Below are 20642 nucleotides of genomic sequence, written 5' to 3' on the forward strand. Positions count from 1 at the left end.
CTTAGAGTTGGTGTAAAGCGGTGTTTGGGTGCTATGGGGTGATGCGGCTCAGCCCGGTGGGGCCTGGCGTCCAGAGGCAGGTCGTCGCGCTGCGCAGCTCTCCCTGATCGAAGCTGACCGAGCCCAGCGGTGTGTTGAAGGTGCTGTGCCGAAGTGCGTCAGGCAGTTGTGCGGCGCGAAGAGCGCTGCGAGCCACCTCGGCCAGCACGTAAAGCATCAGCAGGCTTTCGCGAAAGTAGGTCTGCGGTTCGGCAGCGAACAGCGACCGGTGCAGTGCCTGGGCCTGACAGCGATGTTCGGCGTTGTCGGGGGCTCCGAAGCCAATCACGAAGGTGTTAATGTCGTGCGCTGCGGCGCGCCCCAGATACGGCGAGGCAGCGTCGTCGGTCAGCACCAGCGGTCGAGTACTGCCCGCTTGCCGCCGCGCTTGCCAGTGCTCGAGACTGGGTTTGAGGCGTCCGGCAAACACCTCGACATCGGCCTGGTCGAGCTCGTCGACACGTTGCAAACCGGCACTGGCCAGTGCCGCGCTGATGGCGACGCACAAGGCCCGACCGTGAGCACTGTCGTCGGCCTGAACATGCACGCGCGGCCACTGACGAGTCGCCAGCCAGCTGACCAGCTCCGCCGCCAGTTGCCGGTCCGAGGGGCAGAAACGAAAGACGTTGTCATGCTCCAGAGTCAGGCAATCGATCGTCGCCGCGGGGGTCAGCAGGGCAATGCCGGCGTGTCGATACAGCGGCGCGGCAGCGACGGCGGCATCCGAAGAGAAATGACCGATGACCAGATCGGCCTTCCAGTCGATCATTTGCCGGGCCACATCGGCACCGCGAACGGCATCGGCAGCGTCGTCGAGAAAGTGCCACTGCACCCGCTCGAGCCCCGGCATGCCATTGCGCGCCACCGCCAGCGCCCTCAATAAGGTCCGTGCATGCGGCGTGTCGTCGGGGTCGAACAGAGCGCTGACCCCGACTCGCAAGCCCGGCAGGCGCGATTCGATCGAAGACGTCATGACTGCACGCTCGCCAGCGCGAGGCCTTGGACTGAAAAGCCCGGCATCGCCCTGCCTGGCGACAATGCCGACCAGCCAGAGCAAGCGCGGTCAGCTCCGGCCAGATGCCTGCGCAGTTGCTCGACCGCAATGTGCGCCACGCCGGGCGCAAACTTGAAGCCCAGCCCGGACATGCCTGCGGCCAGATACACCGGGCTGCGCTCGGCGCAGAACCCCAGCATCGGCCGACCGTCGGCGCTGTAGCTGTCGAAACCGGGCAACACATCGAGCACGTGCGGCTTGCCGACCGAGGCGCACAACTGGGCGACGCGCTTGCAGGCGTCCTCGGCATGCCGTGCGTCAGACTGCGCAAGGTGCTCGGGCCACAGGCCGCTATCACGCGCGCCACAGCCGGTCTGCACGATATGGCGAGTCAGCGGTATGCCGTAGCTCTGGCTCACCGCATCAATCACCGGCATTGACCAGTCGCCTTCGGTCAGCACCCGGGCCAGGGGAATCGAGCGTGCTTCCAGCCCCGAGTGCGGCACCAGGTGCTGGCTCCAGGCACCGGCAGCGACCACCACGGCGCGGCAACGCAGCGTGGCGCTGCCCAGGTCGATGTGCACAAGGTCGGGCGCACGGCAGTCGATGGACTTGATCTCGCGATGCTCCAGCAGCAAGCCCTGCTGGCGTACTGACTGACACAGCGCGGCGACGGCCTGGCGCACATTGCCGACGCAGGCGCGCGGCTCGAACAGGTTGACGCGTTCCAGCGTCGGACAGTGCGGGTAGCGCTGGCCATCGAGCTCGTGACCTGACAGCAGGCGCATCGGGTAGCGTTCGCTGCCGTACTGGTCGATGGCGCGGTGCAGGTTATCCAGCTGGTCCGTAGCCGCCCGGTAAATCACCCCGGTACGCCGCAACGCAGTGGCGTAAGTGCTCGCAAAAACCCCGTCGTCCATCAGGCTGATGGAATAGGCCGCCAGCTCCATCAGCAGCGGATCGCTGTCATACAGGCGAACCAGGCCGCCGGAATAACCGCTTGCGCCCAGGCTGCCGGCTGCGCCCTTGTCGATCAGCGCGACCGACACACCGGCGCTGCACAGCTTCGCCGCGATACTGGCGCCGGTGATCCCGGCGCCAATGACCGCTATCTCATAATCGATGAGCATTGTCGTGAGTCCGTTCAGATGGAGTATTCAGCGGCCGGGCCGTTCATCAGCGTGGCATGGACGCGGGCCTCGGGCAGTCCGAACGCGCTGATGATCTGCGCTGACATGTCCGGAATCAGCGCCTTGCCAAGCACCGCGATGAATGCCGCCAGATGGCTGACCGGACGACCTTCGGCCAAACGCGCGCGAGTAATGGCGATTACGTCCAGCAGCACCTGGGCCATGCGTTTCATCGAAAACTGCGCAGGCTCCGAGGCTTTGCTCCATTGCAAGCGCAGCGCTTCCAGGAGTCCGGCGTCGGCCCCGCAGAGGCCGCTCCACCAGTGGTCGTCACGATTACTTCCAGCGTCCAGCAAGGCCGGGAAAAACTCGCTGAACACCTCTGTCCGCCATGCGAGGAACTGCGCCAGGCGGAAATCACCTTCGCTTTCTTCCGGCGCGATACTCGCCAGATACAGGCGCGCACTGTCGGCGCAGGCTTCACGGGCCAGGTCACCGACCCAGATCGCGTGGTTGCGACTGGTCGACAGGTTCAGGCCGTCCAGCTTGAGAAACTGATTGGGCATGAAGCGCTGGCGGACCTTGATGTCGCGCAGCGCCGACAGTTGTGCCGGGTAGACGATGGCGTGGCTGAACACACAGTCAAAGCCGAGAAAGTGCACCAGCGTGCCCTGCCCCGACTGCCAGTACTGACGAAACAGCTCCGGACGCCCGACGCGGTCGGCGTACTCCCGAAATGCCGCCATATAGCCTGCCAGCCCCATGAACCAGGTGTGCACCCGGCACGAGCCGTCGGCCTGCAGGTCGAGCCCGCCGTCGCCTGGACGCGTGACGCCCCAGTCATGCAAGTGCTCCAGGCTGTCGCGCAACCAGCTGTCGAGCGGCTTGCGCCATGACTGGCCCAGCAGACGGTCACGCAACTGCGGCTTGAACCCGGCCAGTTTCAGAAACGCGCGATGGACGGTTTTCCATTGCGAGGGCTGACCGCAGAGCTTGCAGCGCAAGTCCGTCATCAGCTCGGCGTCAGGGGCCTGAGCACAGTTCTCGCACTGACTGGCGTCGGACTCGGCACCGCAGTAATTGCAGTTGCCCCGGGCAAAGGCCTCGTAGCCCCAGACGTCGCAATCAGGGCAATACGGCTCGCTGGAATCCCGACATTCGATTGCGCCGACATCACGCAACGCACTGAACACCTCACCCACCGCTTCGGCAAACCACGCATTGTCGTGCGGGCGCATCCAGTTGTCGGGCTGTATGTTGATGGCCGCCAGAGAAGCTTCGATACGGTCGGAATTGCGCCTGGCCAGCTCGACCGGGTCGACGCCCTGCTCCAGTCCTTTGCGCAGCATGTAGGACTGGTAGTCGTCGGAGTAGGACACCAGCACACACTCGTGACCGCGCTGACGCTGCACCCGGGTAAACACATCAGCGGCCAGAAACGGTCCGGCGATATGGCCTATGTGCAAATCGCCGTTGGGTGTCGGTGGCGTGATGGTGACGATGAACTTACTCATCGAGGCACCCCGTGGTCTCGCTGTGCTGCGCCACGAATGCGTTGACGTAGTTCATGTCCCACCAGACCACATAAAAGTGGAAGTCCTCGGCGGAATCGTTGATGACGTAATGGTTGGTGTGTTTCGGAATGGCGGCGATATCGCCGACGCTGAAATCCATCTCCCTGTCACCGACAACCAGACGCGCACTGCCCTTGATGGCGATGAAGATTTCCTGATCGATCTGTGTGTGTGCTTCGCTGCGGGTGCCCGGACGGACCACGCACCAGCCGCCAGCAAACGGCATCGGATAGCCTTCCCACGGCAGCAGGCGGCTGCCATCCAGACCGTACTCCTGTACCAACGAGTCGAATCGGGTTTTACGGTGTATATCGAACTTTTCCATGCTCAGTCCCGTACGTTTCAAGTGCGGCAAAGCATGAAATTGTTGCCAATTGTTGGCTATCCGATTGCCGGATACCTCAGGGTCGAACTATCCACTTTTTGGATGGCGATCCGCAGGCAGGCCCACCGTCCTATTTTTTTTGACAATGACGGCTATCGATAACGCTGATAACTGAATCGGGAGCGGCGGTGTTAACGTTGCCGGCGATGAACGAACATTTCTCCCGGCCCCGCGAATCCGCGTCGCGATGCCGGTGAATCTCTGCTCTGCTTCATCACTCCTTTGGTTAGATCTTTTAAGCCACCCCGTTTACGCGAGGTGGCTTTTTTTTGCTCAAAGGTCGAACCCGTCCACAACGTTGCGCCGCTCGTTGTCACTGCGCATGTCGTAACTGGCGGTGGTCGAGATATGCGTGTGGTGCGCGAGCTTCTGGGCAATCGACAGATCGAACTCTTCTATCACCCGGGTGATGAACGAGCGTCGAAAATCGTGGGGCATGATGTTCACGCCCACTTGCCGCCCGCGCTGCTTGGCGATGAAGTAAATGGCATGTTTGGTGATTCTGTCGCGGGTGATATGGCTGCCACGGCGGATCCGGTTGAACAGGAACGGGTCATCGCCCTGCCCCGGCGGGAGGCACGACCGGCGCAAGGCCAGCCAGTCGTTCAGCGCCTTGAAGGCCCATTCGGGGGCGTACTTGATCAGTTGCTTGTTGCCTTTGCCCAGCACCCGCAGGCTGCGCTCGGCGAAATCGATCTGGGAAAGGTCGAGGTTGACCGACTCGGACTTGCGCATCCCCGAGCCATACAGAATGGCAATGATCGCGGCATCGCGACGCCCTTGCGGCCTGGGGTCGGCAGCACAGGCTTCCATCAGCTCGCGAATCAGCGTGCGACGGATGTTGCGGCCCTTGACCAATCGCGTGCCGCTGACCGGTTTGATCGAGCGGATTTTCAACAACTGATCGTGGCTGATCAGGTCGTGCCGCCAGGCTTCGTTCATCACCCCGCGAATGGCGTTCACATACAGCGAGGTGGTATTGGGCGCATAGTCATCCTGACGCAGCGTTGCGACCAGCGCGGTAACGTGGCCAGGTTGCAGGGTATGCCAGGGAATATCATGAATATCGACGTCAGCCATGCCCAGCCGGTCTGCCGCATCCTGCAGAACGTAGGTCATGGTCAGGCGGCTTGAAGGTGCCAGGCGGTCGAGGTAGAGGCGCAGCGGCTTGTTGACGTCGGGCAGCGAAGGCTGGCTGACAATCCGTGCGTCCTGGTCGGTGTGAGGGTCGTGCGGCATAGGGAGCGACGCCTTTTCTGGTGCAAGCGCGTGCCAACAGCCACGGCGCTTTTCATTCGTATTCAGGCGACCGACTTTAGCACGAGGGCTCTGGCGCAACACCTGCGCTGCAGCGCCGTCAGGCAACGCCCGGTAACATCGTGGTGTTTGAACAACGTGTCGCCTGAGATAGCCTTGGCCGTCCTTTCCGCCACCGAAGGTCGGCGCGTACCTTGATTCCGTCCTCTACCAGCAAAACAAGTGGTCGTCGTGAAGCGGCGGCCAGTTTCTGGTTGCTGACTTACCAGCTCAGTCAGCGCAGCGAAGCCGAACGCCTGACGAACATTCAGGCGGGCTTTGCGCCGCGCTGGATCCGTGCAGTCCGGGACGCGCTGGCCCTTGGTCCCCGGCAAATGGAAGCGCTGTTCAACGCATCGATTTCAACTCTCGAACGGCGCCAGCGCCAGCAGCAGTCACTGGACCTGGTGGCCTCCGAACGCCTGGACCGTGTGGCGATGATTGCCAGCCACGCTCTGCAGGTGTTTGCAACGCCCGAGCGTGCCGGCCAATGGCTGGTTACGCGCAATACGTCACTCGGCGGTCGCACGCCGTTGCAATTATGCGAAACCGGGCTCGGCACGACGCAAGTGCATCGCGCACTGGTCGCACTCGAGTGTGCCAGTGCTGACGCGCCGTGATTCACTCAGCGTGCAGTATCCACCACGATCCGGCCACGAACCTGCCCTGCAATCAATTGCGGCGCGAGGTCGATCACCTCGCTCAAGCCGACTTCACGGCTGATCAGCGGCAGCAACGACATGTCCAGGTCGCTCGCGAGCCTCGACCAGGCTTCCAGCCGGTCCGCGCGCGGGCGGGTCACGCTGTCGATACCCGCCAGCGTGACACCGCGCAGAATGAACGGCGCAACCGAACCCGGAAACTCCATGCCCTGCGCCAGACCACAGGCCGCCACCACGCCGCGATAACGAATACCGGCGCACACATTGGCCAGTGTATGGCTGCCGACAGAGTCGACTGCCGCCGCCCATTGCTCCTTGGCTAGCGGTCGCCCAGGCTGCGAGAGGGTTTGCCGGTCAATGATCTGTGCCGCGCCGAGTTGCTGCAGGTACTCGCTTTCCGAAGCCCGCCCTGTGGAGGCAATGACCCGATAGCCGAGCCTGGCGAGGATGGCGATGGCAAAGCTGCCGACCCCACCATTGGCGCCGGTGACCAGCACATCACCGTGGTCCGGGGTCAAGCCGTGCTTTTCCAGTGCCAGGACACTGAGCATCGCGGTGTAGCCCGCCGTGCCGATGGCCATCGCCTGCGCCGGCGTGAAGGCCTGCGGCAGAGGAATGAGCCATTCGCTCTTGAGTCGGGCCTTCTGCGCCAGGCCGCCCCAATGCCCTTCACCGACACCCCAGCCATTGAGCAGAACCTTGTCCCCGGCCTTGAATTCAGGGGTGTCGCTGGCTTCGACCGTACCGGCCAGGTCAATACCCGGCACCATCGGAAAGCTGCGCACGATCGGGCTCTGACCCGTGATCGCCAGCGCGTCCTTGTAATTGAGCGTGCTGTGCGACACGTCGATCGTCACGTCGCCCGTGGGCAGCCGCGCTTCGTCGATGTCGGTCAGATTGACGTGGTAGCCCGCCTCATCCTTGTCGATCAAGATGCCCTTGAACATATGCGCCTCCAATTTAGACTGGTCGTCTTTAAATAGCCCTGAAGAGAAATCATTGCGGCAAACCACGAAGGTAGCCGGCGATGAACGTGTTCAATGGTGTAGCGCTTTTGACCAGCCGGGCGCGCAGCACTGCGCCTTCCCAGCCGATCCAGAAAAACGCGGCCAGCTCATCGCAATCAGCGTCTGCAGCCAATTCGCCCATTGATTGCGCAGACCTCAGACAGCCCGCCAGCTTTGACTGCCAGTCCAGCAGCGTCTGTTCCAGTACCTCTCGAAATCCGTCCGGCAAGAGACTGATTTCCTGGCCCAGATTGCCGACCATGCAACCGCGTCGGTAGTCGTGTCGCGCCATACCGCCCTTGGCGCTCTGCACAAAGCCGACCAGTCGTTCCAGTGGCGAAAGCGCCTCATCCAGCAGCCAGCGGTCCAGCCGCTGTGCGAAATAGCGCGCGTACTCATCCAGCACCGCCCGGCCGAAGGCTTCCTTACTGGGGAAATAGTGATAGAAGGAGCCTTTGGGAATGCCGACTTCCTTGAGGATGTAATCCAGCCCCGTGGCCGAAAAGCTCTGTTCGGTGAGCACTTCCAGACCGCGGCGCAACAGCGCCTCGCGGGTCTCGAGGTTATCGCGATCAACCTTCGGCGGCCGGCCGGGACGCCGGGGCCTGGCGAGTGAGGGAGTGGGTAGTGGGATAGTTGGCTGAGTCATGCCTGAATAGTAGACCGATCGTTTTTTATGTCAACCGAATGGCCCTGCCGGCTTGTCGACGCTCGCCGTTGCGTTTGCCATTCACACCATTCTCGCGCTCAATGAGCGTTTGCCGAATGCCTGCCGGAGAATCCCATGAGCCAATGGCCAGATAGCCGCATCATTGACCTGTTCGCCATCGAACTGCCCCTGTTGCAAGCCCCCATGGCGGGCGCCAGCGGATCGCAGATGGCCATTGCTGTGGCTCAGGCTGGCGGCTTGGGGGCATTGCCCTGCGCCATGTTCACCCCTGAGAAAATCGATCAGGAAGTCGCGACTTTCAGACAGCAGACCGGCAACGCCCCGCTGAACCTGAATTTCTTCTGCCATCAGCCTCCGGCCGACGATGCCGAGCGTGCTGAACGCTGGAAGCAGTCGCTCAAGCCGTATTACGAGGAACTGGGTGCCGATTTCGATGCGCCAACACCTGTCTCCAACCGCGCGCCTTTCGACAGTGACAGTTGCACGCTGATCGAACGATTGAGGCCGGAAGTGGTGAGTTTCCATTTCGGCCTTCCGCAGCCATCGTTACTGGATCGGGTCCGGGCCACCGGTGCGAAGATCATCTCGTCAGCCACCACAGTCGAGGAAGCGGTCTGGCTGGAGCGACACGGCTGCGATGCGGTCATTGCCATGGGCTATGAAGCAGGCGGCCATCGGGGGCTGTTTCTCAGCGATCAACTGCACACACAGGTCGGCACCTTTGCGCTGGTGCCGCAAATCGCTGACGCGACAAGTATCCCGGTCATCGCGGCAGGTGGCATTGCAGACGGTCGCGGGGTCGCAGCAGCATTTGTCCTGGGCGCTTCGGCGGTACAGGTCGGAACCGCGTATCTATTCTGCCCGGAAGCCAGCGTCAGCGCCCTGCACCGCCAGGCGCTATACGATGCCTCGGGCAGCCAGACCGCTCTGACCAACCTCTTCACCGGGCGCCCGGCGCGAGGCATCGTCAACCGGATCATGCGCGAGGCAGGCCCCATCAGCCCGCTAGCCCCGGCATTTCCGTTGGCGGGCGGTGCCTTGATGCCGCTGCGCGCGCAGGCGGAAAAACTGGGCAGCAGTGACTTTGTGAACCTCTGGGCAGGCCAGGCAGTCGGTATCAAACATCAGCTGGGGGCCACCGAACTGACGCGGCAACTGGCTGAAAACGCGCTGAAAATTCTGTCTCCGCAATAAAACAGTGCTTTCAGAACAATAGGCTGACGCTATATATTTATCTATATAGCGAAACGCCCTTATCTCGATGGCGTGCGTTTTCATCATCAAGGAGCTGTTTCATGCGAACGACCACGCTGCGCGCCATTCTCAAGTTCTCCGTGCTGGCCTTGGCCGCCTCTGCTGCAGCCCATGCGTCTGCCGACGAAGTGCAGGTCGCCGTGGCGGCCAATTTCACCGCGCCGATCCAGGCGATAGCCACTGACTTCGAGAAGGACACCGGCCACAAGCTGGTCGCTGCGTTTGGCGCTACCGGTCAGATCTATACGCAGATCAAAAATGGCGCGCCGTTCGAGGTGTTCCTCTCGGCTGACGACACGACACCCGCAAAACTCGAGCAGGAAGGCGACACCATCAAGGGGTCGCGTTTCACCTACGCGGTAGGAACGCTGGCGCTGTGGTCAGCCAAGGATGGTTATGTCGACAGCAAGGGCCAGGTGCTCAAGGCCAATCAGTATCAACACTTGTCCATCGCCAACCCCAAAACCGCTCCCTACGGCCTGGCAGCAACCCAGGTGCTGAGCAAACTGGGCCTGACCGAAGCCACCAAAGCCAAGATCGTCGAAGGTCAGAGCATTACCCAGGCCTACCAGTTCGTGTCCACCGGCAATGCCGAGCTGGGTTTCGTGGCCCTGTCGCAGGTCTACAAGGATGGCAAGTTGACCGGCGGCTCGGCCTGGATCGTACCGGATGACCTGCATGACCCGATCAAGCAGGACGCGGTCATCCTTAACAAAGGCAAGGACAGCGCCGCTGCCAAGGCGCTGGTCGAGTACCTCAAGGGCCCGAAAGCCGCCGCGATCATCAAGTCCTTCGGATACCAGCTGTAAATGCCGCTGGGGAGTGCCGACATCGCGGCGATCTGGCTGACGCTGAAACTGGCGTCGCTGACCACCGTTATCCTGCTGATCATCGGCACGCCCATCGCGCTGTGGCTGGCGCGCACTGATTCATGGCTGAAGGGGCCGATTGGCGCAGTGGTCGCCCTGCCCCTGGTGCTGCCGCCAACCGTTATCGGTTTTTACCTGTTGCTGCTGCTCGGGCCTAACGGTGCGGTGGGTCAGCTTACCCAAAGCTTGGGGATGGGCACGCTGACTTTCAGCTTTGCCGGGCTGGTGATTGGCTCGGTTCTGTACTCGATGCCTTTCGTCGTGCAGCCGCTGCAGAACGCGTTTGCAGCGATCGGCACCCGCCCTCTGGAGGTCGCAGCCACCTTGCGGGCCGGTCCTTGGGACACTTTTTCCCACATAATTCTGCCACTGGCAAAGCCGGGGTTTATCACTGCGGCGATCCTCGGGTTCGCGCACACGGTCGGCGAGTTCGGTGTGGTGCTGATGATCGGCGGCAACATTCCCGAGAAAACCCGTGTGGTGTCAGTGCAAATCTTCGATCACGTCGAATCCATGGAGTACCTGCAAGCGCACTGGCTGGCCGGCGCGATGCTGGTCTTTTCCTTTCTGGTGCTGCTGGCGTTGTATTCCAGCGGCAAATCCAAAACGGCATGGAGCTGAGTCATGGCGTCGCCGATAGAAGTCCGCCTGCAAATGGCCTACCCGGATTTCACCGTCCGTACCGACCTGAGACTGCCGGGTTCGGGCATTACCGCGCTGTTCGGGCCTTCCGGCTCGGGTAAGACGACCTGCCTGCGCTGCATCGCCGGTCTGGAAAAAGCCGATCAGGGCTTCATCCGCGTTCACGAGGAAGTCTGGCAAGACACTGAAAAAGGTATTTTCCTGGCTCCGCACAAGCGGGCGATCGGCTACGTGTTTCAGGAAGCCAGCCTGTTCCCGCATCTGTCGGTACGGGACAATCTGGAGTTCGGGATGAAACGTATCCCGCGCCAGCAGCGCCGCATTCAACTGCCGCAGGCCAGCGAATTGCTCGGCATTGATCATCTGCTAGAACGCAGCCCGGACAAGCTGTCCGGTGGCGAGCGCCAGCGCGTAGGCATCGCACGCGCGCTGCTGACCAGCCCGCGGCTGATGCTGCTCGATGAGCCGCTGGCGGCGCTGGACACCCGGCGCAAAAGTGAAATTCTGCCGTACCTGGAGCGCCTGCACCGGGAGCTGGACATCCCCATGCTGTACGTCAGCCACGCTCAGGATGAAGTCGCACGCCTGGCGGACCACTTGGTACTGCTCGACGCAGGCAACGTGCTGGCCAGCGGTCCGATCCACGAAACCCTGGCGCGGCTGGACCTGCCTCTGGCGATGGGCAGTGATGCGGGGGTGGTCATCGAAGGCACGGTCAGCGCCTATGATCACCATTACCAGCTGCTCACCGTGACGCTGCCCGGCAGCAAACTGAGCATGCGCGTCGCCCACGTGCAGATGCAGGTCGGCACCCTGCTGCGCATCAAGGTCCAGGCCCGGGACGTCAGCCTCAACCTGCAACCCGATTACCAGAGCAGCATCCTCAACCGCTTGCCGGTCACGGTGATCGAGGAAGCGCTGGCCGACAATTCGGCGCACGTCCTGGTCAAACTGGACGCGGGCGGCACGCCGCTGCTCGCGCGCATCACTCGCTATTCCAGCGACCAACTGAACCTGCACAGAGGCCAGTCGCTCTGGGCGCAGATCAAGGCGGTCGCGGTGCTGGCCTGACCTTTCGAAAAAAACCGCCACGCAGCAAATAAACGGCACCACCGTAAAAGGCCGAGGTCAGTGTTTTTAACTGCCTTTGGAACTTAGCCATGCCTGACTCGACTGCCATCAGCCAGCCCGCCAGTGAACTGCATTACGTAGACGACACTCAACCGGGCCTTACACGCAAGGTACTGCGCGGCAAATTCGCGTACTTCGACACTAACGGTCAGCGCATCAAGGACGAGTCGGAGATCAAGCGCATCAACGCTCTGGCAGTGCCGCCCGCCTACACCGAGGTGTGGATCTGTGCCGACCCGTTGGGTCACCTGCAAGCCACTGGCCGCGACGCCCGTGGGCGCAAACAGTATCGCTACCACCCGCGCTGGCGCGAAATACGTGATCAGGACAAATACTCGCGGCTGATCGAGTTCGGCCATGCGCTGCCCAAAGTGCGCAAGCAGATCGAAGCACAGCTCGCCCAGCCGGGCATGGGCCGGGAAAAAGTCATGGCGACAGTCATTTCATTGCTGGACGCCACTCTGATCCGCATCGGCAACAGCCAGTACGCCAAGGAAAACCGTTCGTACGGCCTGACCACCCTGCGCAATAAACACGTCGAGGTCAAAGGCGGTCAGATCCTCTTCGAATTCCGCGGCAAGAGCGGCGTCGAGCACAAGGTCAGCGTCAAGGATCGGCGTCTGGCCAACGTGATCAAGCGCTGCATGGAGCTGCCCGGACAAAACCTCTTCCAGTACCTGGACGAAGACGGCGTGCGCCACGCAGTGACCTCATCCGATATCAATGCCTACCTGCAAAGCCTCACCGGCTCGGACTTCACGGCCAAGGACTACCGAACCTGGGCGGCCAGCGCGCTGGCGCTGGCAACGCTGCAAAAACTGCACTGGGAGCCAGAAGCCGACGCCAAACGGCACATTGTCGACATGGTCAAGGCAGTCTCGAAACAACTGGGCAATACCCCCGCCATCTGCCGAAAATGCTACATCCACCCCGCGGTTCTGGAGGGCTTCCTGCTCGGCAATCTGGCCAAACTCCCCCGCTCCCGACAACGCAAAGGCCTGCGCCTGGAAGAAGTCGCCCTGGCAAGCTACCTGCGAATACTGGCTGACAAGGTCGAGGCCGTGGTTAACGATGCGGTGGTGAAAGACAGCAAAGCCTGAGCCGCCCGACCACGGCATCAGCCTTTGCTGCAATAAAATTTCGTAGCCTCATGATTTGCCAAGCATTTCTGACAGACAAAAAAGCAGCGTCTTGCACCCTTCGAGACGCTTTCAAGCTTGCTTCATGGGGGCCGGGTGTATATATTCCCTGCTCTTGGCGCTACCGCCCCGATGGCGAAATTGGTAGACGCAAGGGACTTAAAATCCCTCGTCCTTTGGACGTGCCGGTTCGACCCCGGCTCGGGGCACCACATATATGAAGGGCTTACTGGGCATTTTGCCGGGTAGGCCCTTTTTGTTTTGGTGCGGAAAAATAGTCGTGGTCCGCAACTCCAAAAAACTCCTTTTCCGGCGCTCTGCCGACGAACACCACTCTCCAAATCTGAAGCACTCAAGCACTGCACGCCCTCACCGCGATTAGGGGTCACTCCACGTACGTCAAGTACACCAAAAAAGTTCATCGCCACCATGGTTCCATTCAGCGAGATTTCGAGGCAATAGCAGATACCAGGCACGGTCATGTAGATCCCGGCTCTAATGTCTACTTTTCCCTAAATACACTTGTGCAGATTCGATCGACAACAAATGCCATCGCGATCATCCAGCCAAGGAAAAATATTGTCCGTGTGTCGTGATCTATTCCAGGAATCTCGAATCCCAGCCATGCACCTGCGAACATCAGCGGCATAAACAAAGCAAGGGCAAGCAATCGTTCTAAAAGTCGACCCACACTTGAAACTCCACATAAAAAAACGTGGGTTGTTTTAAGCCTTTTCATGATGCAAAAAAAGCCCGGCGCTGAGGCCGGGCCTTCTGATCATCAATTTCTTCTCTGCGCAGGCCTTGTAGTATAAGCGGGGGTAATACGTCGCTGGACGCTTGCACCCTACCCTTCACATCCGTCGCCTCACTCTCCGAACGCGGCCACATCTTAAACAGAGCGGATCCAGGAGTCATCAAGGCGCAGAGCTTACACTGCTGGCCGAATGAGCCTTACTCACCAAAATCAACATCAAACGCCTGATAAAATGCTTTATCGGTTTCGGCGACGATCCAAGCAAGAAGAATGACATGATGTCCGTGTTTATCGCTGGGTAATGTTGCTTTTGTAATCTCTGCGGGCTGAAGCTCATCCCGGTGTTTATCAAAAGGACTCAACGGCGAGATATCGCTCCACATCAACCCGTCTTGACCGTCCGATTTGAAGTGGTTATCACTGACGTAGTTCTTTCCCTGGAAGGCCTCCCGGCTAATGGGTTTGCTTTCATCCCAGCCGTCTTTGGTAATAAACCACCGGTAGCCGCGTGTGACATGTACGGCATGGTACGCCCATCTAACTTCAAACTCGTCTCCACCCGCAACGCTCAACCGAGGCCACTTTTCAGCCGTACCATGACCTTTTTGCGTTATTTCCTCAATGATCCCGACATCCGTCAGGTTCAAGCATTTACGCCGATCATCTTGCCCCCCGCTCAGTATGAGTCCGTCTGGTGGAGGGTTGGCAAGCGGCGGCGCTGACGCAGGCGGATCGAGATTAATAGGCTCATCGACGCCAGGGAAGTCGTGCGCAAGACCAAATGTCTCGTCTGGAAAGTTTTTGCCTCCTTCCATAGCGACCACCTCCCACTCCAGCAACAGCCCTTTGGATATGGCATAAGAACCACGGGATTCGGGACTGGTTACCATGCCGTGTCTGGGTTGTGCGCTAGCAGATTCATTCATGTCCATATCCTCAATTATTGAATCAGGCATGCCTTGCCTGTTGCACAATTGAAGACCTGCTTTCATGAACGGAATAGCTAGCAGTTCAGCCAGTAGATTTTTCCATAAAACCCTGAAACAAGGCCTCGGGTATCTGCCCATCCACCTCGCCATTGCATACTCGGCAGCAGCGTTTCAGAGCATCACGTTTATGCGAAAGACGTTATGCTCAGGGTCCAGCAGCACGGCCTGATACCAGTTGTAATAGGTCAGGTACGGTTCCTTGATCAGTTTCGCGCCCTGCGCCACTGCCAGCGGCACCAGTCGGTCCACCTCGGCTTGGTCGGACACGTCGATGTTCAGCAAAAACCTGCACCCCGTGCTGCCTGCAAATGCTTCCAGGCCAAGCAGCTCGTACGCATCCAGTGCGTTGAAACCAATGCAGGACTTGCCGGTGTCCAGCCCGCGAAAGATGGGTGACCTGATGGCCTCGATTTCGCGAAAGCCGAACAGGTTCGAGTAGAACGTGCTCAGGCGGACGATGTCCTGCGCGAACACGTTGACGTAAGACAGTGAGTTCATATCAGGCCACCTTGCTACCGCCAAAGGTGGTCTGCTTGACGAACTTGGACAGCAAATGATCGCCTGATGTCACCGGCGCATGCCGAGGCGTGGCGCCAGACTGCAGGCAGCCTGGCAGGCATTGAATTAACGTGTCGTAGTTGGGTTGATGGAAGAACACCAGAGACTGTCGACGGTTGTCCTGCTCGCTGGTCATCGGCGGGTTGACCACTCGATGCAGCGTGGAAATCCACTGGTCGTTGGTCCACTGCATCATCAGGTCGCCAATGTTGAGCACAAAACCATTCTCGACATACGGCACATCGACCCACTCGCCTTGACGATTACGTACTTGCAAGCCGCCCAGCGCGTTATCGGGGCGCACGATGGTCAGGCTGCCGTAGTCGGTATGCGCACTCGCACGTAATTGACCAGCCTCGACTTCGGTCTTGATGTCCGGATAACTCAGGCTGCGGAACATGCTGATATGCCGGTCGATCTTGTCATCGAAAAAACATTCATCCAGCTCCAATGCCAAGGCAAACAGGCGCATCAGCGATTGGGCCAATTCGCTCATGGCATCGAAATAGGCCTGATAAGCCTCCTTGAATCCGGGCAGCAGGTTTTGCGCAGGCCAGACATTCGGTGCGAAGTGCGAGCCGGCTTGGGCATTGTGATAATAATCTTCATCCGGCACATCGCTCGGCCCGATGGAGAAAGACTCCTTGAGATCCCCCGGCGCACTTTCCTCCAGAGAATAGGAAAGGCTCTCCTCGGCCACCGCACTGTAACCCCGCACCATCTCCGGGCTGGGCCGATCTACCTTGCGCTTTTCCGACAGCGGCAAATCAAAGAATTGGCGGGTCAAACGCGAGACCCTGTCGATAAGCTCTCCGGGAATCTGATGCTCGGTAATGACCAGAAACCCGATGTCCCTGCACGCCTGATTGACTGCCTTGGCTACGGCAGCCTTACCGTCCGGGTCTTCTGAGAAATAGGGGGCCAGGTTGATAATGGGCACATATTGCAGAGTCATACGGCTGTTTCCTCTCGCTGACACGCTGCTGGAAAGGCTCACCAACAAGGGTGAAGGTCAGCGAGGCAAGAGCAGAAAGCATGCCACTGGAAGAATTCATCGCTCATACAAGCAGTTAGCTGGTTCGACCGTTAAAACCGGATCAAACGGTCTGAAACAGAACGCATGGTTTGAATGCACAGGTCTGAAAAACGGGCCAGAATTGCGCACATTCGACCCGCTGTTTTCAGGCGTTTTCAATGCGCTGGATGACGTCGGCAGTCGTTGTCACTTCGCCAAACTCATAGGCAATCGTCGTCAGCGATATTCGCTGTACCTCTTCGGCTGAAACAGCGCCGAACCCGACATCCGGGTAGTCCATCGCAGCATTCGCGTCGCTCAGGGCGATGACTTTGTATTCTCGATGCACCCCGTCCCTGATCGTGGTTTCACAACACACATTGGTGACCGTACCGCAGACGATGATGGTGTCGACATCCCGCGCACGCAGCACGGTGTCCAGGTCCGTGTTATGAAAGCCGCTGTAAAACAGCTTGTCGACAATCACATCACCCGACCGAGGCGCTAGCGCTTCGATGACCTCAACGTCCGGATCATGCCGTGCCAGTATCTGGTCCACATTCGGATAAAGATCACGCATGCGTCCGGTATCAGAACCATCGCCGCGCACGATATGGCGAAGATAAACCACCGTCACCTGCGCAGCCCGTGCGGTTTGCAGCAGCATCTGAATGGGCTGGACGATGCCCGCAGTACTTTTTACGTACAACGCCCCGGTGGGCTCACAAAAGACCTTTTGCATGTCTACAACGATGACCGCCGTTCTGCGCGGAATGATCGGCCAGCGGACAAGGGGTTTGCTCATGGGACTTACCTCGATTGAGCCTGACAGGCTGGATAGCCTTGCCAAGCAATAATCGTGCTGTATGTCTTCAGGGCATCTGTATGGAAGAACTGCGCACCGGTCACGCGGCAGTGCATGCGTCAGGGGCTAAAGAAGTCCTGCGGTCCGCGGTGAAGACGTCATCAACTTAGCAATCGACTTCTTAGCTTCCCTCTCTCTATTTATGCGTAAAGCATCAAACGAAAGCTCAGGAATCCTTGAAGTTCTTCAACTCCATTTTGGCATTGGCTATCAGGTCAGGCGTCATTGGCCTTCCCTGCCTGTCCAGAAGTATCGGGGTGCATGCGCATCGGCAGCGCACCCGATTATCCCCTTCTGCCCACCACTCGAGCATCTGCTGCCCCGTGAACAACGCGCCATGTCGTTCGATATGATGCTCCCGACTGGTGGATGTCAACGCGGACAGGTGCATGAATTTCACCGGCATCCCGAGGCGCTCTGAGTCGGCGATGTCGTTCTGCAACTTGCGAATCCGCATTTCATGAAGTTCGGAATCAGAAATTCTACCGACCAAGGCTGAGCCCTCGTTAAGACACACATGAAATTAATAGACCACTCAAGCAACTCACGCCACTTTCCAATCGTGTATGAGCCAGCCCTTTTGTTTGCTGGCTGAGCGCGGTGCCTATGAATGATTTCAGTGTCCCGGAGTTGTCCTGATCAGATGGAAAAATACAAATCTGCGTCCAATAAAAAACCCCGCAGACGTTAATCTGCGGGGCTTTGAATAGTGGAGGCCGAGGTCGGAATCGAACCGGCGTAGGCGGATTTGCAATCCGGCCATGAAACACAATCAGGCTGCGGCCTGTAGCGATATTTTGTTCCGAAATAGAAGCAAAAAAAGTCCTCTGGAGGCCCCGTGAAATGCGGACTCTACTTTTTATTTCGGAACTGATTTTCCCCCTTCCCGGCATCCTGCCGACGAACACCACTCCCCAAACCCGAAGCACTCGACTACTGTATGCATATACAGCAATTGAGAATCACTCATCATGAACATCGACTACGCCGAAGACTGGCCGTTCTGCCCCACGGAGGAGCAGATGCTCAAGCAACACGCGCACCTGGTATCGGAAGAAAATAGGCTGTTGCGCGATGAGGTAGACCGATATCGTAAACACGTCACCAAGCTGATTGACATGCACAACGACGCAGCCCTCGAGCGTGACAAGCTCCGGATAAAGCTGAGGGAAGCGGACAGCCGGATATCTGATCTGCTGCGCGACGCTTGCGATTACTGGGCGACAATCAACTCGCAGAAGTACGTCATCGACCAGCATCGTGAGGTTATGAGGCTCGAAGGAATCAGCCCGGAAAGATGGGGTGAACAGGAGTAACGCTCAAGGCGGACCTACACCTTGCGTATACCGAACTGCGCGACTTTCACTATCCAGCTCAGCCCGGCAGCGGAGTATTGGCGGACGGGTTTCCCCCTCATCCCCACCTCACTAGCTCTCACGCAGCCTTCAGCGTAACCGTCCGGCAAACACACCTTCCTGAAGCTACCGCCGAAGGCTATGGTGTCCACCTAATTTGAGTGGACACCAGTTCTGGCCCATCAAGCGGATTCTCATGCATCCTAAGCGTCGTACCTATAGCAAATCGTTCAAAGCCCAGGTCGTCCAAGAGTGCGCCGAACCTGGTGCCTCCATCACAAATATCGCCCAGGGCTACAGCCTCAATGCCAATCTCCTTCACAAGTGGATTCGACTACACACTCAAGAAACCAACGCGATCCAGCCTGCCTTCATCCCGCTGCATACAGAGGTGCTGAATGCTGGATCACTTGCTCAGCCTTCCAGCATCTGCCTGGAAATTCAGCATCCACGCACGCCCGTCAACATGAATGGGCATGATCCGTACACCTACCTCAAGGACGTACTGACGCGGTTGCCAACTCACAGAGCAAGCAAGCTGCACGACCTGCTTCCGCACGTTTGGTCGGCTTAAGTAAAAAAGCTGCTTCCACTGGGGCAATCATATCTGTAAATTCGTATATACGTAAAATCGAATGTATAGGTCAGCCATGTCGGTTCAGCCCCACACTTTCTTCAAATGCCTCGGTGACGAAACCCGCGCCCGGATCATGCTGATGCTCGCTGCCGAGGGCGAGCTATGTGTCTGCGAACTGATCTGGGCGCTCGACGATCACCAACCAAAAGTCTCCCGACACCTTGCGCAGTTGCGTACCTGCGGGCTGCTGGAGGATCGCCGTCAGGGGCAGTGGATCTATTACCGCCTTCATCCAGAACTGCCTCAATGGGCAGTGGAGGTGCTCCAAACGACCCTTGAGGCTAACCGTTCCTGGCTCGGCGATGACCAAGGTCGCCTTGCTTCGATGGAAGGTCGCCCGGTACGCCAGGTTTCCTGCTGCTGAGTGTTTCTGGAGAAGTGACATGCTGCTGGCGGTTTCAATATTTCTGATCACGCTGGTATTGGTGATCTGGCAACCCCGTGGACTTGGCGTTGGCTGGAGCGCGTCTGCCGGGGCGGTACTCGCATTGGTGACCGGTGCCATCACGCTCAGCGATATCCCAGTGGTCTGGCACATTGTGTGGAACGCCACGGCGACGTTTATCGCGGTGATCATCATCAGCCTTCTGCTGGATGAGGCAGGTTTCTTCGAGTGGGCAGCGCTTCATGTGACTCGCTGGGGTGGAGGCAGCGGCGCACGCCTGTTTGCTCTGATGGTGCTCTTGGGGGCAGCGGTCTCGGCCCTGTTTGCCAATGATGGCGCAGCATTGATTCTGACCCCCATCGTGATCGCAATGCTGACTGCGCTGCGCTTCAGTCCAGCAGCGACCCTGGCTTTCGTGATGGCTGCCGGATTCATTGCCGACACGGCTAGCCTGCCGCTGGTTGTCTCGAACTTGGTGAACATCGTCTCTGCGGACTTTTTCGATATCGGATTCGCTCGGTACGCCTCGATCATGTGGCCAGTGAATCTCGTCAGCATCGTTGCGACCCTGGGCATGCTCTGGCTGTTCTATCGAAAGGAGGTGCCGCTGGCGTACTCGCCCGAGCAATTACAGCGACCCAAAGATGCCATCAAAGACCGCCACACGTTCATTGCGGGCTGGTGGGTGTTACTGCTTCTGCTGGTCGGTTTGTTCGCCCTTGAACCACTTGGCATCCCTGTCAGTGCTGTCGCCGCCGCGTGCGCTCTGGTGCTGCTGATCATTGCTGCGAAGGGGCATGTGATCTCGACACGCAAGGTGATGTTCAACGCCCCCTGGCAAGTCGTGCTGTTTTCGCTCGGCATGTATCTGGTGATCTACGGGCTGAAGAATGTCGGTCTGACTGAAGGGCTCAGCTCGCTGCTCGGCTGGTTCGCCGACCATGGCTTGTGGGCTGCCACATTGGGCACCGGCTTCACTGCCGCGCTGCTGTCATCCGTTATGAACAACATGCCAAGCGTGCTGATCGGTGCCTTGGCGATTCAGGGAACGGGAGCATCTGGACTCGCGCACGAAGCGATGGTGTACGCCAATGTCATTGGCTGCGACCTCGGCCCAAAGATCACGCCTATTGGCAGTCTGGCGACGTTGCTATGGCTGCATGTCCTGGCTCAGAAAAACATCCGCATCACTTGGGGTTACTACTTCAAGGTCGGCTGCGTAATCACCTTTCCCATTCTGCTTGCGACACTGGCAGCACTTGCCGTGCGCTTGAGCATCAGCGCGTAGG

22 protein-coding genes, 1 tRNA gene and 2 pseudogenes are annotated in these 20642 nt (G+C 59.2%); 12 read left to right on the plus strand and 13 right to left on the minus strand.

Going from position 1 to position 20642, the window contains the following annotated elements; all coding sequences use genetic code 11:
- Positions 1-31: 31 nt before the first annotated feature.
- The 5 genes from BLR16_RS02225 to xerC form a co-directional block, all read right to left on the minus strand.
- Positions 32-1012 carry an ABC transporter substrate-binding protein gene (locus BLR16_RS02225; protein ID WP_074806403.1) on the minus strand — a complete coding sequence of 327 codons (981 nt, stop codon included), beginning with the start codon at positions 1010-1012 and terminating at the stop codon, positions 32-34.
- A complete protein-coding gene (locus BLR16_RS02230; protein ID WP_074806399.1) occupies positions 1009-2163 on the minus strand; it encodes an NAD(P)/FAD-dependent oxidoreductase in 1155 nt (384 codons plus the stop codon). The genes BLR16_RS02225 and BLR16_RS02230 overlap by 4 nt, the downstream gene beginning before the upstream one ends.
- A gap of 14 nt (positions 2164-2177) precedes the next feature.
- A complete protein-coding gene (locus BLR16_RS02235; protein WP_003435449.1) occupies positions 2178-3677 on the minus strand; it encodes a methionine--tRNA ligase in 1500 nt (499 codons plus the stop codon).
- On the minus strand, positions 3670-4062 hold the full coding sequence (locus BLR16_RS02240) for a cupin domain-containing protein (protein ID WP_003435452.1): 393 nt from the start codon (positions 4060-4062) through the stop codon (positions 3670-3672). The genes BLR16_RS02235 and BLR16_RS02240 overlap by 8 nt, the downstream gene beginning before the upstream one ends.
- A gap of 333 nt (positions 4063-4395) precedes the next feature.
- The gene (gene xerC, locus BLR16_RS02245; RefSeq protein ID WP_003370754.1) at positions 4396-5361 is read right to left on the minus strand and encodes a site-specific integrase; all 966 of its coding nucleotides are present in this window, start codon (positions 5359-5361) and stop codon (positions 4396-4398) included.
- A 212-nt stretch (positions 5362-5573) separates the two neighbouring features.
- Here xerC and BLR16_RS02250 point away from each other — a divergent pair, with 212 nt between their 5' ends.
- Positions 5574-6038 (plus strand): antitoxin Xre/MbcA/ParS toxin-binding domain-containing protein, encoded by a 465-nt coding sequence (locus tag BLR16_RS02250; protein WP_046719350.1) that lies wholly within the window; start codon positions 5574-5576, stop codon positions 6036-6038.
- Positions 6039-6043: 5 nt separating this feature from the next.
- Here the strand turns inward: BLR16_RS02250 and BLR16_RS02255 are convergent, their stop codons facing one another.
- Both BLR16_RS02255 and BLR16_RS02260 read right to left on the minus strand, forming a co-directional pair.
- Entirely contained in the window at positions 6044-7027 is a 984-nt protein-coding gene (locus tag BLR16_RS02255) for an acrylyl-CoA reductase (NADPH) (RefSeq protein WP_074806396.1), read from the minus strand.
- A gap of 49 nt (positions 7028-7076) precedes the next feature.
- On the minus strand, positions 7077-7736 hold the full coding sequence (locus BLR16_RS02260; RefSeq protein ID WP_044308005.1) for an acrylate utilization transcriptional regulator AcuR: 660 nt from the start codon (positions 7734-7736) through the stop codon (positions 7077-7079).
- Between the two features lie 135 nt (positions 7737-7871).
- Here BLR16_RS02260 and BLR16_RS02265 point away from each other — a divergent pair, with 135 nt between their 5' ends.
- From BLR16_RS02265 to BLR16_RS02290, 6 genes are all read left to right on the plus strand, one after another.
- A complete protein-coding gene (locus BLR16_RS02265; RefSeq protein WP_058396874.1) occupies positions 7872-8951 on the plus strand; it encodes an NAD(P)H-dependent flavin oxidoreductase in 1080 nt (359 codons plus the stop codon).
- Between the two features lie 101 nt (positions 8952-9052).
- Entirely contained in the window at positions 9053-9820 is a 768-nt protein-coding gene (gene modA / locus BLR16_RS02270) for a molybdate ABC transporter substrate-binding protein (RefSeq protein ID WP_046719347.1), read from the plus strand.
- Positions 9821-10501 (plus strand): molybdate ABC transporter permease subunit, encoded by a 681-nt coding sequence (gene modB / locus BLR16_RS02275; RefSeq protein WP_003370743.1) that lies wholly within the window; start codon positions 9821-9823, stop codon positions 10499-10501.
- Positions 10502-10504: 3 nt separating this feature from the next.
- The gene (gene modC / locus BLR16_RS02280) at positions 10505-11593 is read left to right on the plus strand and encodes a molybdenum ABC transporter ATP-binding protein (protein WP_074806393.1); all 1089 of its coding nucleotides are present in this window, start codon (positions 10505-10507) and stop codon (positions 11591-11593) included.
- Between the two features lie 89 nt (positions 11594-11682).
- Positions 11683-12753 (plus strand): DNA topoisomerase IB, encoded by a 1071-nt coding sequence (locus BLR16_RS02285; protein WP_003435474.1) that lies wholly within the window; start codon positions 11683-11685, stop codon positions 12751-12753.
- 165 nt (positions 12754-12918) lie between these two features.
- A tRNA-Leu gene (locus tag BLR16_RS02290) sits at positions 12919-13004 on the plus strand.
- Between the two features lie 290 nt (positions 13005-13294).
- On the opposite strand, the gene BLR16_RS29150 is transcribed toward BLR16_RS02290, so the two are convergent.
- From BLR16_RS29150 to BLR16_RS02320, 6 genes are all read right to left on the minus strand, one after another.
- Positions 13295-13483, minus strand: coding sequence for a hypothetical protein (locus BLR16_RS29150; protein WP_003370737.1), 189 nt, complete (start codon positions 13481-13483; stop codon positions 13295-13297).
- A gap of 263 nt (positions 13484-13746) precedes the next feature.
- The gene (locus BLR16_RS02300; RefSeq protein WP_054081104.1) at positions 13747-14505 is read right to left on the minus strand and encodes a lytic polysaccharide monooxygenase auxiliary activity family 9 protein; all 759 of its coding nucleotides are present in this window, start codon (positions 14503-14505) and stop codon (positions 13747-13749) included.
- Between the two features lie 144 nt (positions 14506-14649).
- Positions 14650-15036, minus strand: a complete 387-nt coding sequence (locus BLR16_RS02305; protein ID WP_074806390.1) for a VOC family protein — start codon at positions 15034-15036, stop codon at positions 14650-14652.
- A gap of 1 nt (position 15037) precedes the next feature.
- A complete protein-coding gene (locus BLR16_RS02310; protein ID WP_092194068.1) occupies positions 15038-16051 on the minus strand; it encodes an isopenicillin N synthase family dioxygenase in 1014 nt (337 codons plus the stop codon).
- A 226-nt stretch (positions 16052-16277) separates the two neighbouring features.
- Complete coding sequence (locus BLR16_RS02315; RefSeq protein WP_003370729.1) at positions 16278-16916, minus strand: cysteine hydrolase family protein; 639 nt, start codon at positions 16914-16916, stop codon at positions 16278-16280.
- 226 nt (positions 16917-17142) lie between these two features.
- A complete protein-coding gene (locus BLR16_RS02320; protein ID WP_074806386.1) occupies positions 17143-17433 on the minus strand; it encodes a hypothetical protein in 291 nt (96 codons plus the stop codon).
- Positions 17434-17947: 514 nt separating this feature from the next.
- Between BLR16_RS02320 and BLR16_RS02325 the strand changes: the two genes are divergently transcribed.
- The 5 genes and pseudogenes from BLR16_RS02325 (at position 17948) to BLR16_RS02340 (ending at position 20641) form a co-directional block, all read left to right on the plus strand.
- Complete coding sequence (locus BLR16_RS02325; protein WP_074806384.1) at positions 17948-18292, plus strand: hypothetical protein; 345 nt, start codon at positions 17948-17950, stop codon at positions 18290-18292.
- Positions 18293-18527: 235 nt separating this feature from the next.
- A pseudogene (locus tag BLR16_RS28760) lies at positions 18528-18620 on the plus strand (transposase); the annotation flags it as partial.
- A 105-nt stretch (positions 18621-18725) separates the two neighbouring features.
- A pseudogene (locus tag BLR16_RS29155) lies at positions 18726-18905 on the plus strand (transposase domain-containing protein); the annotation flags it as partial.
- 76 nt (positions 18906-18981) lie between these two features.
- A complete protein-coding gene (locus BLR16_RS02335) occupies positions 18982-19332 on the plus strand; it encodes a metalloregulator ArsR/SmtB family transcription factor (RefSeq protein ID WP_074806380.1) in 351 nt (116 codons plus the stop codon).
- Between the two features lie 19 nt (positions 19333-19351).
- Entirely contained in the window at positions 19352-20641 is a 1290-nt protein-coding gene (locus BLR16_RS02340) for an arsenic transporter (RefSeq protein ID WP_074806377.1), read from the plus strand.
- Position 20642 lies beyond the last annotated feature (1 nt).

The organism is Pseudomonas sp. BS3767 (genome assembly GCF_900099665.1).
GTDB lineage: Bacteria > Pseudomonadota > Gammaproteobacteria > Pseudomonadales > Pseudomonadaceae > Aquipseudomonas > Aquipseudomonas cerasi.

Excerpts from the sequence above, each read along its gene's own strand:
- BLR16_RS02335 (WP_074806380.1), top strand. The coding sequence starts at position 18,982 with ATGTCGGTTCAGCCCCACACTTTCTTCAAATGCCTCGGTGACGAAACC.
- BLR16_RS02310 (WP_092194068.1), bottom strand. The coding sequence starts at position 16,051 with ATGACTCTGCAATATGTGCCCATTATCAACCTGGCCCCCTATTTCTCA.
- xerC (WP_003370754.1), bottom strand. The coding sequence starts at position 5,361 with ATGCCGCACGACCCTCACACCGACCAGGACGCACGGATTGTCAGCCAG.
- modC (WP_074806393.1), top strand. The coding sequence starts at position 10,505 with ATGGCGTCGCCGATAGAAGTCCGCCTGCAAATGGCCTACCCGGATTTC.
- modB (WP_003370743.1), top strand. The coding sequence starts at position 9,821 with ATGCCGCTGGGGAGTGCCGACATCGCGGCGATCTGGCTGACGCTGAAA.
- BLR16_RS02265 (WP_058396874.1), top strand. The coding sequence starts at position 7,872 with ATGAGCCAATGGCCAGATAGCCGCATCATTGACCTGTTCGCCATCGAA.
- BLR16_RS02230 (WP_074806399.1), bottom strand. The coding sequence starts at position 2,163 with ATGCTCATCGATTATGAGATAGCGGTCATTGGCGCCGGGATCACCGGC.
- BLR16_RS02240 (WP_003435452.1), bottom strand. The coding sequence starts at position 4,062 with ATGGAAAAGTTCGATATACACCGTAAAACCCGATTCGACTCGTTGGTA.
- BLR16_RS02300 (WP_054081104.1), bottom strand. The coding sequence starts at position 14,505 with ATGCCTGATTCAATAATTGAGGATATGGACATGAATGAATCTGCTAGC.
- BLR16_RS02315 (WP_003370729.1), bottom strand. The coding sequence starts at position 16,916 with ATGAGCAAACCCCTTGTCCGCTGGCCGATCATTCCGCGCAGAACGGCG.
- BLR16_RS02225 (WP_074806403.1), bottom strand. The coding sequence starts at position 1,012 with ATGACGTCTTCGATCGAATCGCGCCTGCCGGGCTTGCGAGTCGGGGTC.
- BLR16_RS02235 (WP_003435449.1), bottom strand. The coding sequence starts at position 3,677 with ATGAGTAAGTTCATCGTCACCATCACGCCACCGACACCCAACGGCGAT.
- BLR16_RS02260 (WP_044308005.1), bottom strand. The coding sequence starts at position 7,736 with ATGACTCAGCCAACTATCCCACTACCCACTCCCTCACTCGCCAGGCCC.
- modA (WP_046719347.1), top strand. The coding sequence starts at position 9,053 with ATGCGAACGACCACGCTGCGCGCCATTCTCAAGTTCTCCGTGCTGGCC.
- BLR16_RS02325 (WP_074806384.1), top strand. The coding sequence starts at position 17,948 with ATGAACATCGACTACGCCGAAGACTGGCCGTTCTGCCCCACGGAGGAG.
- BLR16_RS02340 (WP_074806377.1), top strand. The coding sequence starts at position 19,352 with ATGCTGCTGGCGGTTTCAATATTTCTGATCACGCTGGTATTGGTGATC.
- BLR16_RS02285 (WP_003435474.1), top strand. The coding sequence starts at position 11,683 with ATGCCTGACTCGACTGCCATCAGCCAGCCCGCCAGTGAACTGCATTAC.
- BLR16_RS02320 (WP_074806386.1), bottom strand. The coding sequence starts at position 17,433 with ATGCGGATTCGCAAGTTGCAGAACGACATCGCCGACTCAGAGCGCCTC.
- BLR16_RS02255 (WP_074806396.1), bottom strand. The coding sequence starts at position 7,027 with ATGTTCAAGGGCATCTTGATCGACAAGGATGAGGCGGGCTACCACGTC.
- BLR16_RS02305 (WP_074806390.1), bottom strand. The coding sequence starts at position 15,036 with ATGAACTCACTGTCTTACGTCAACGTGTTCGCGCAGGACATCGTCCGC.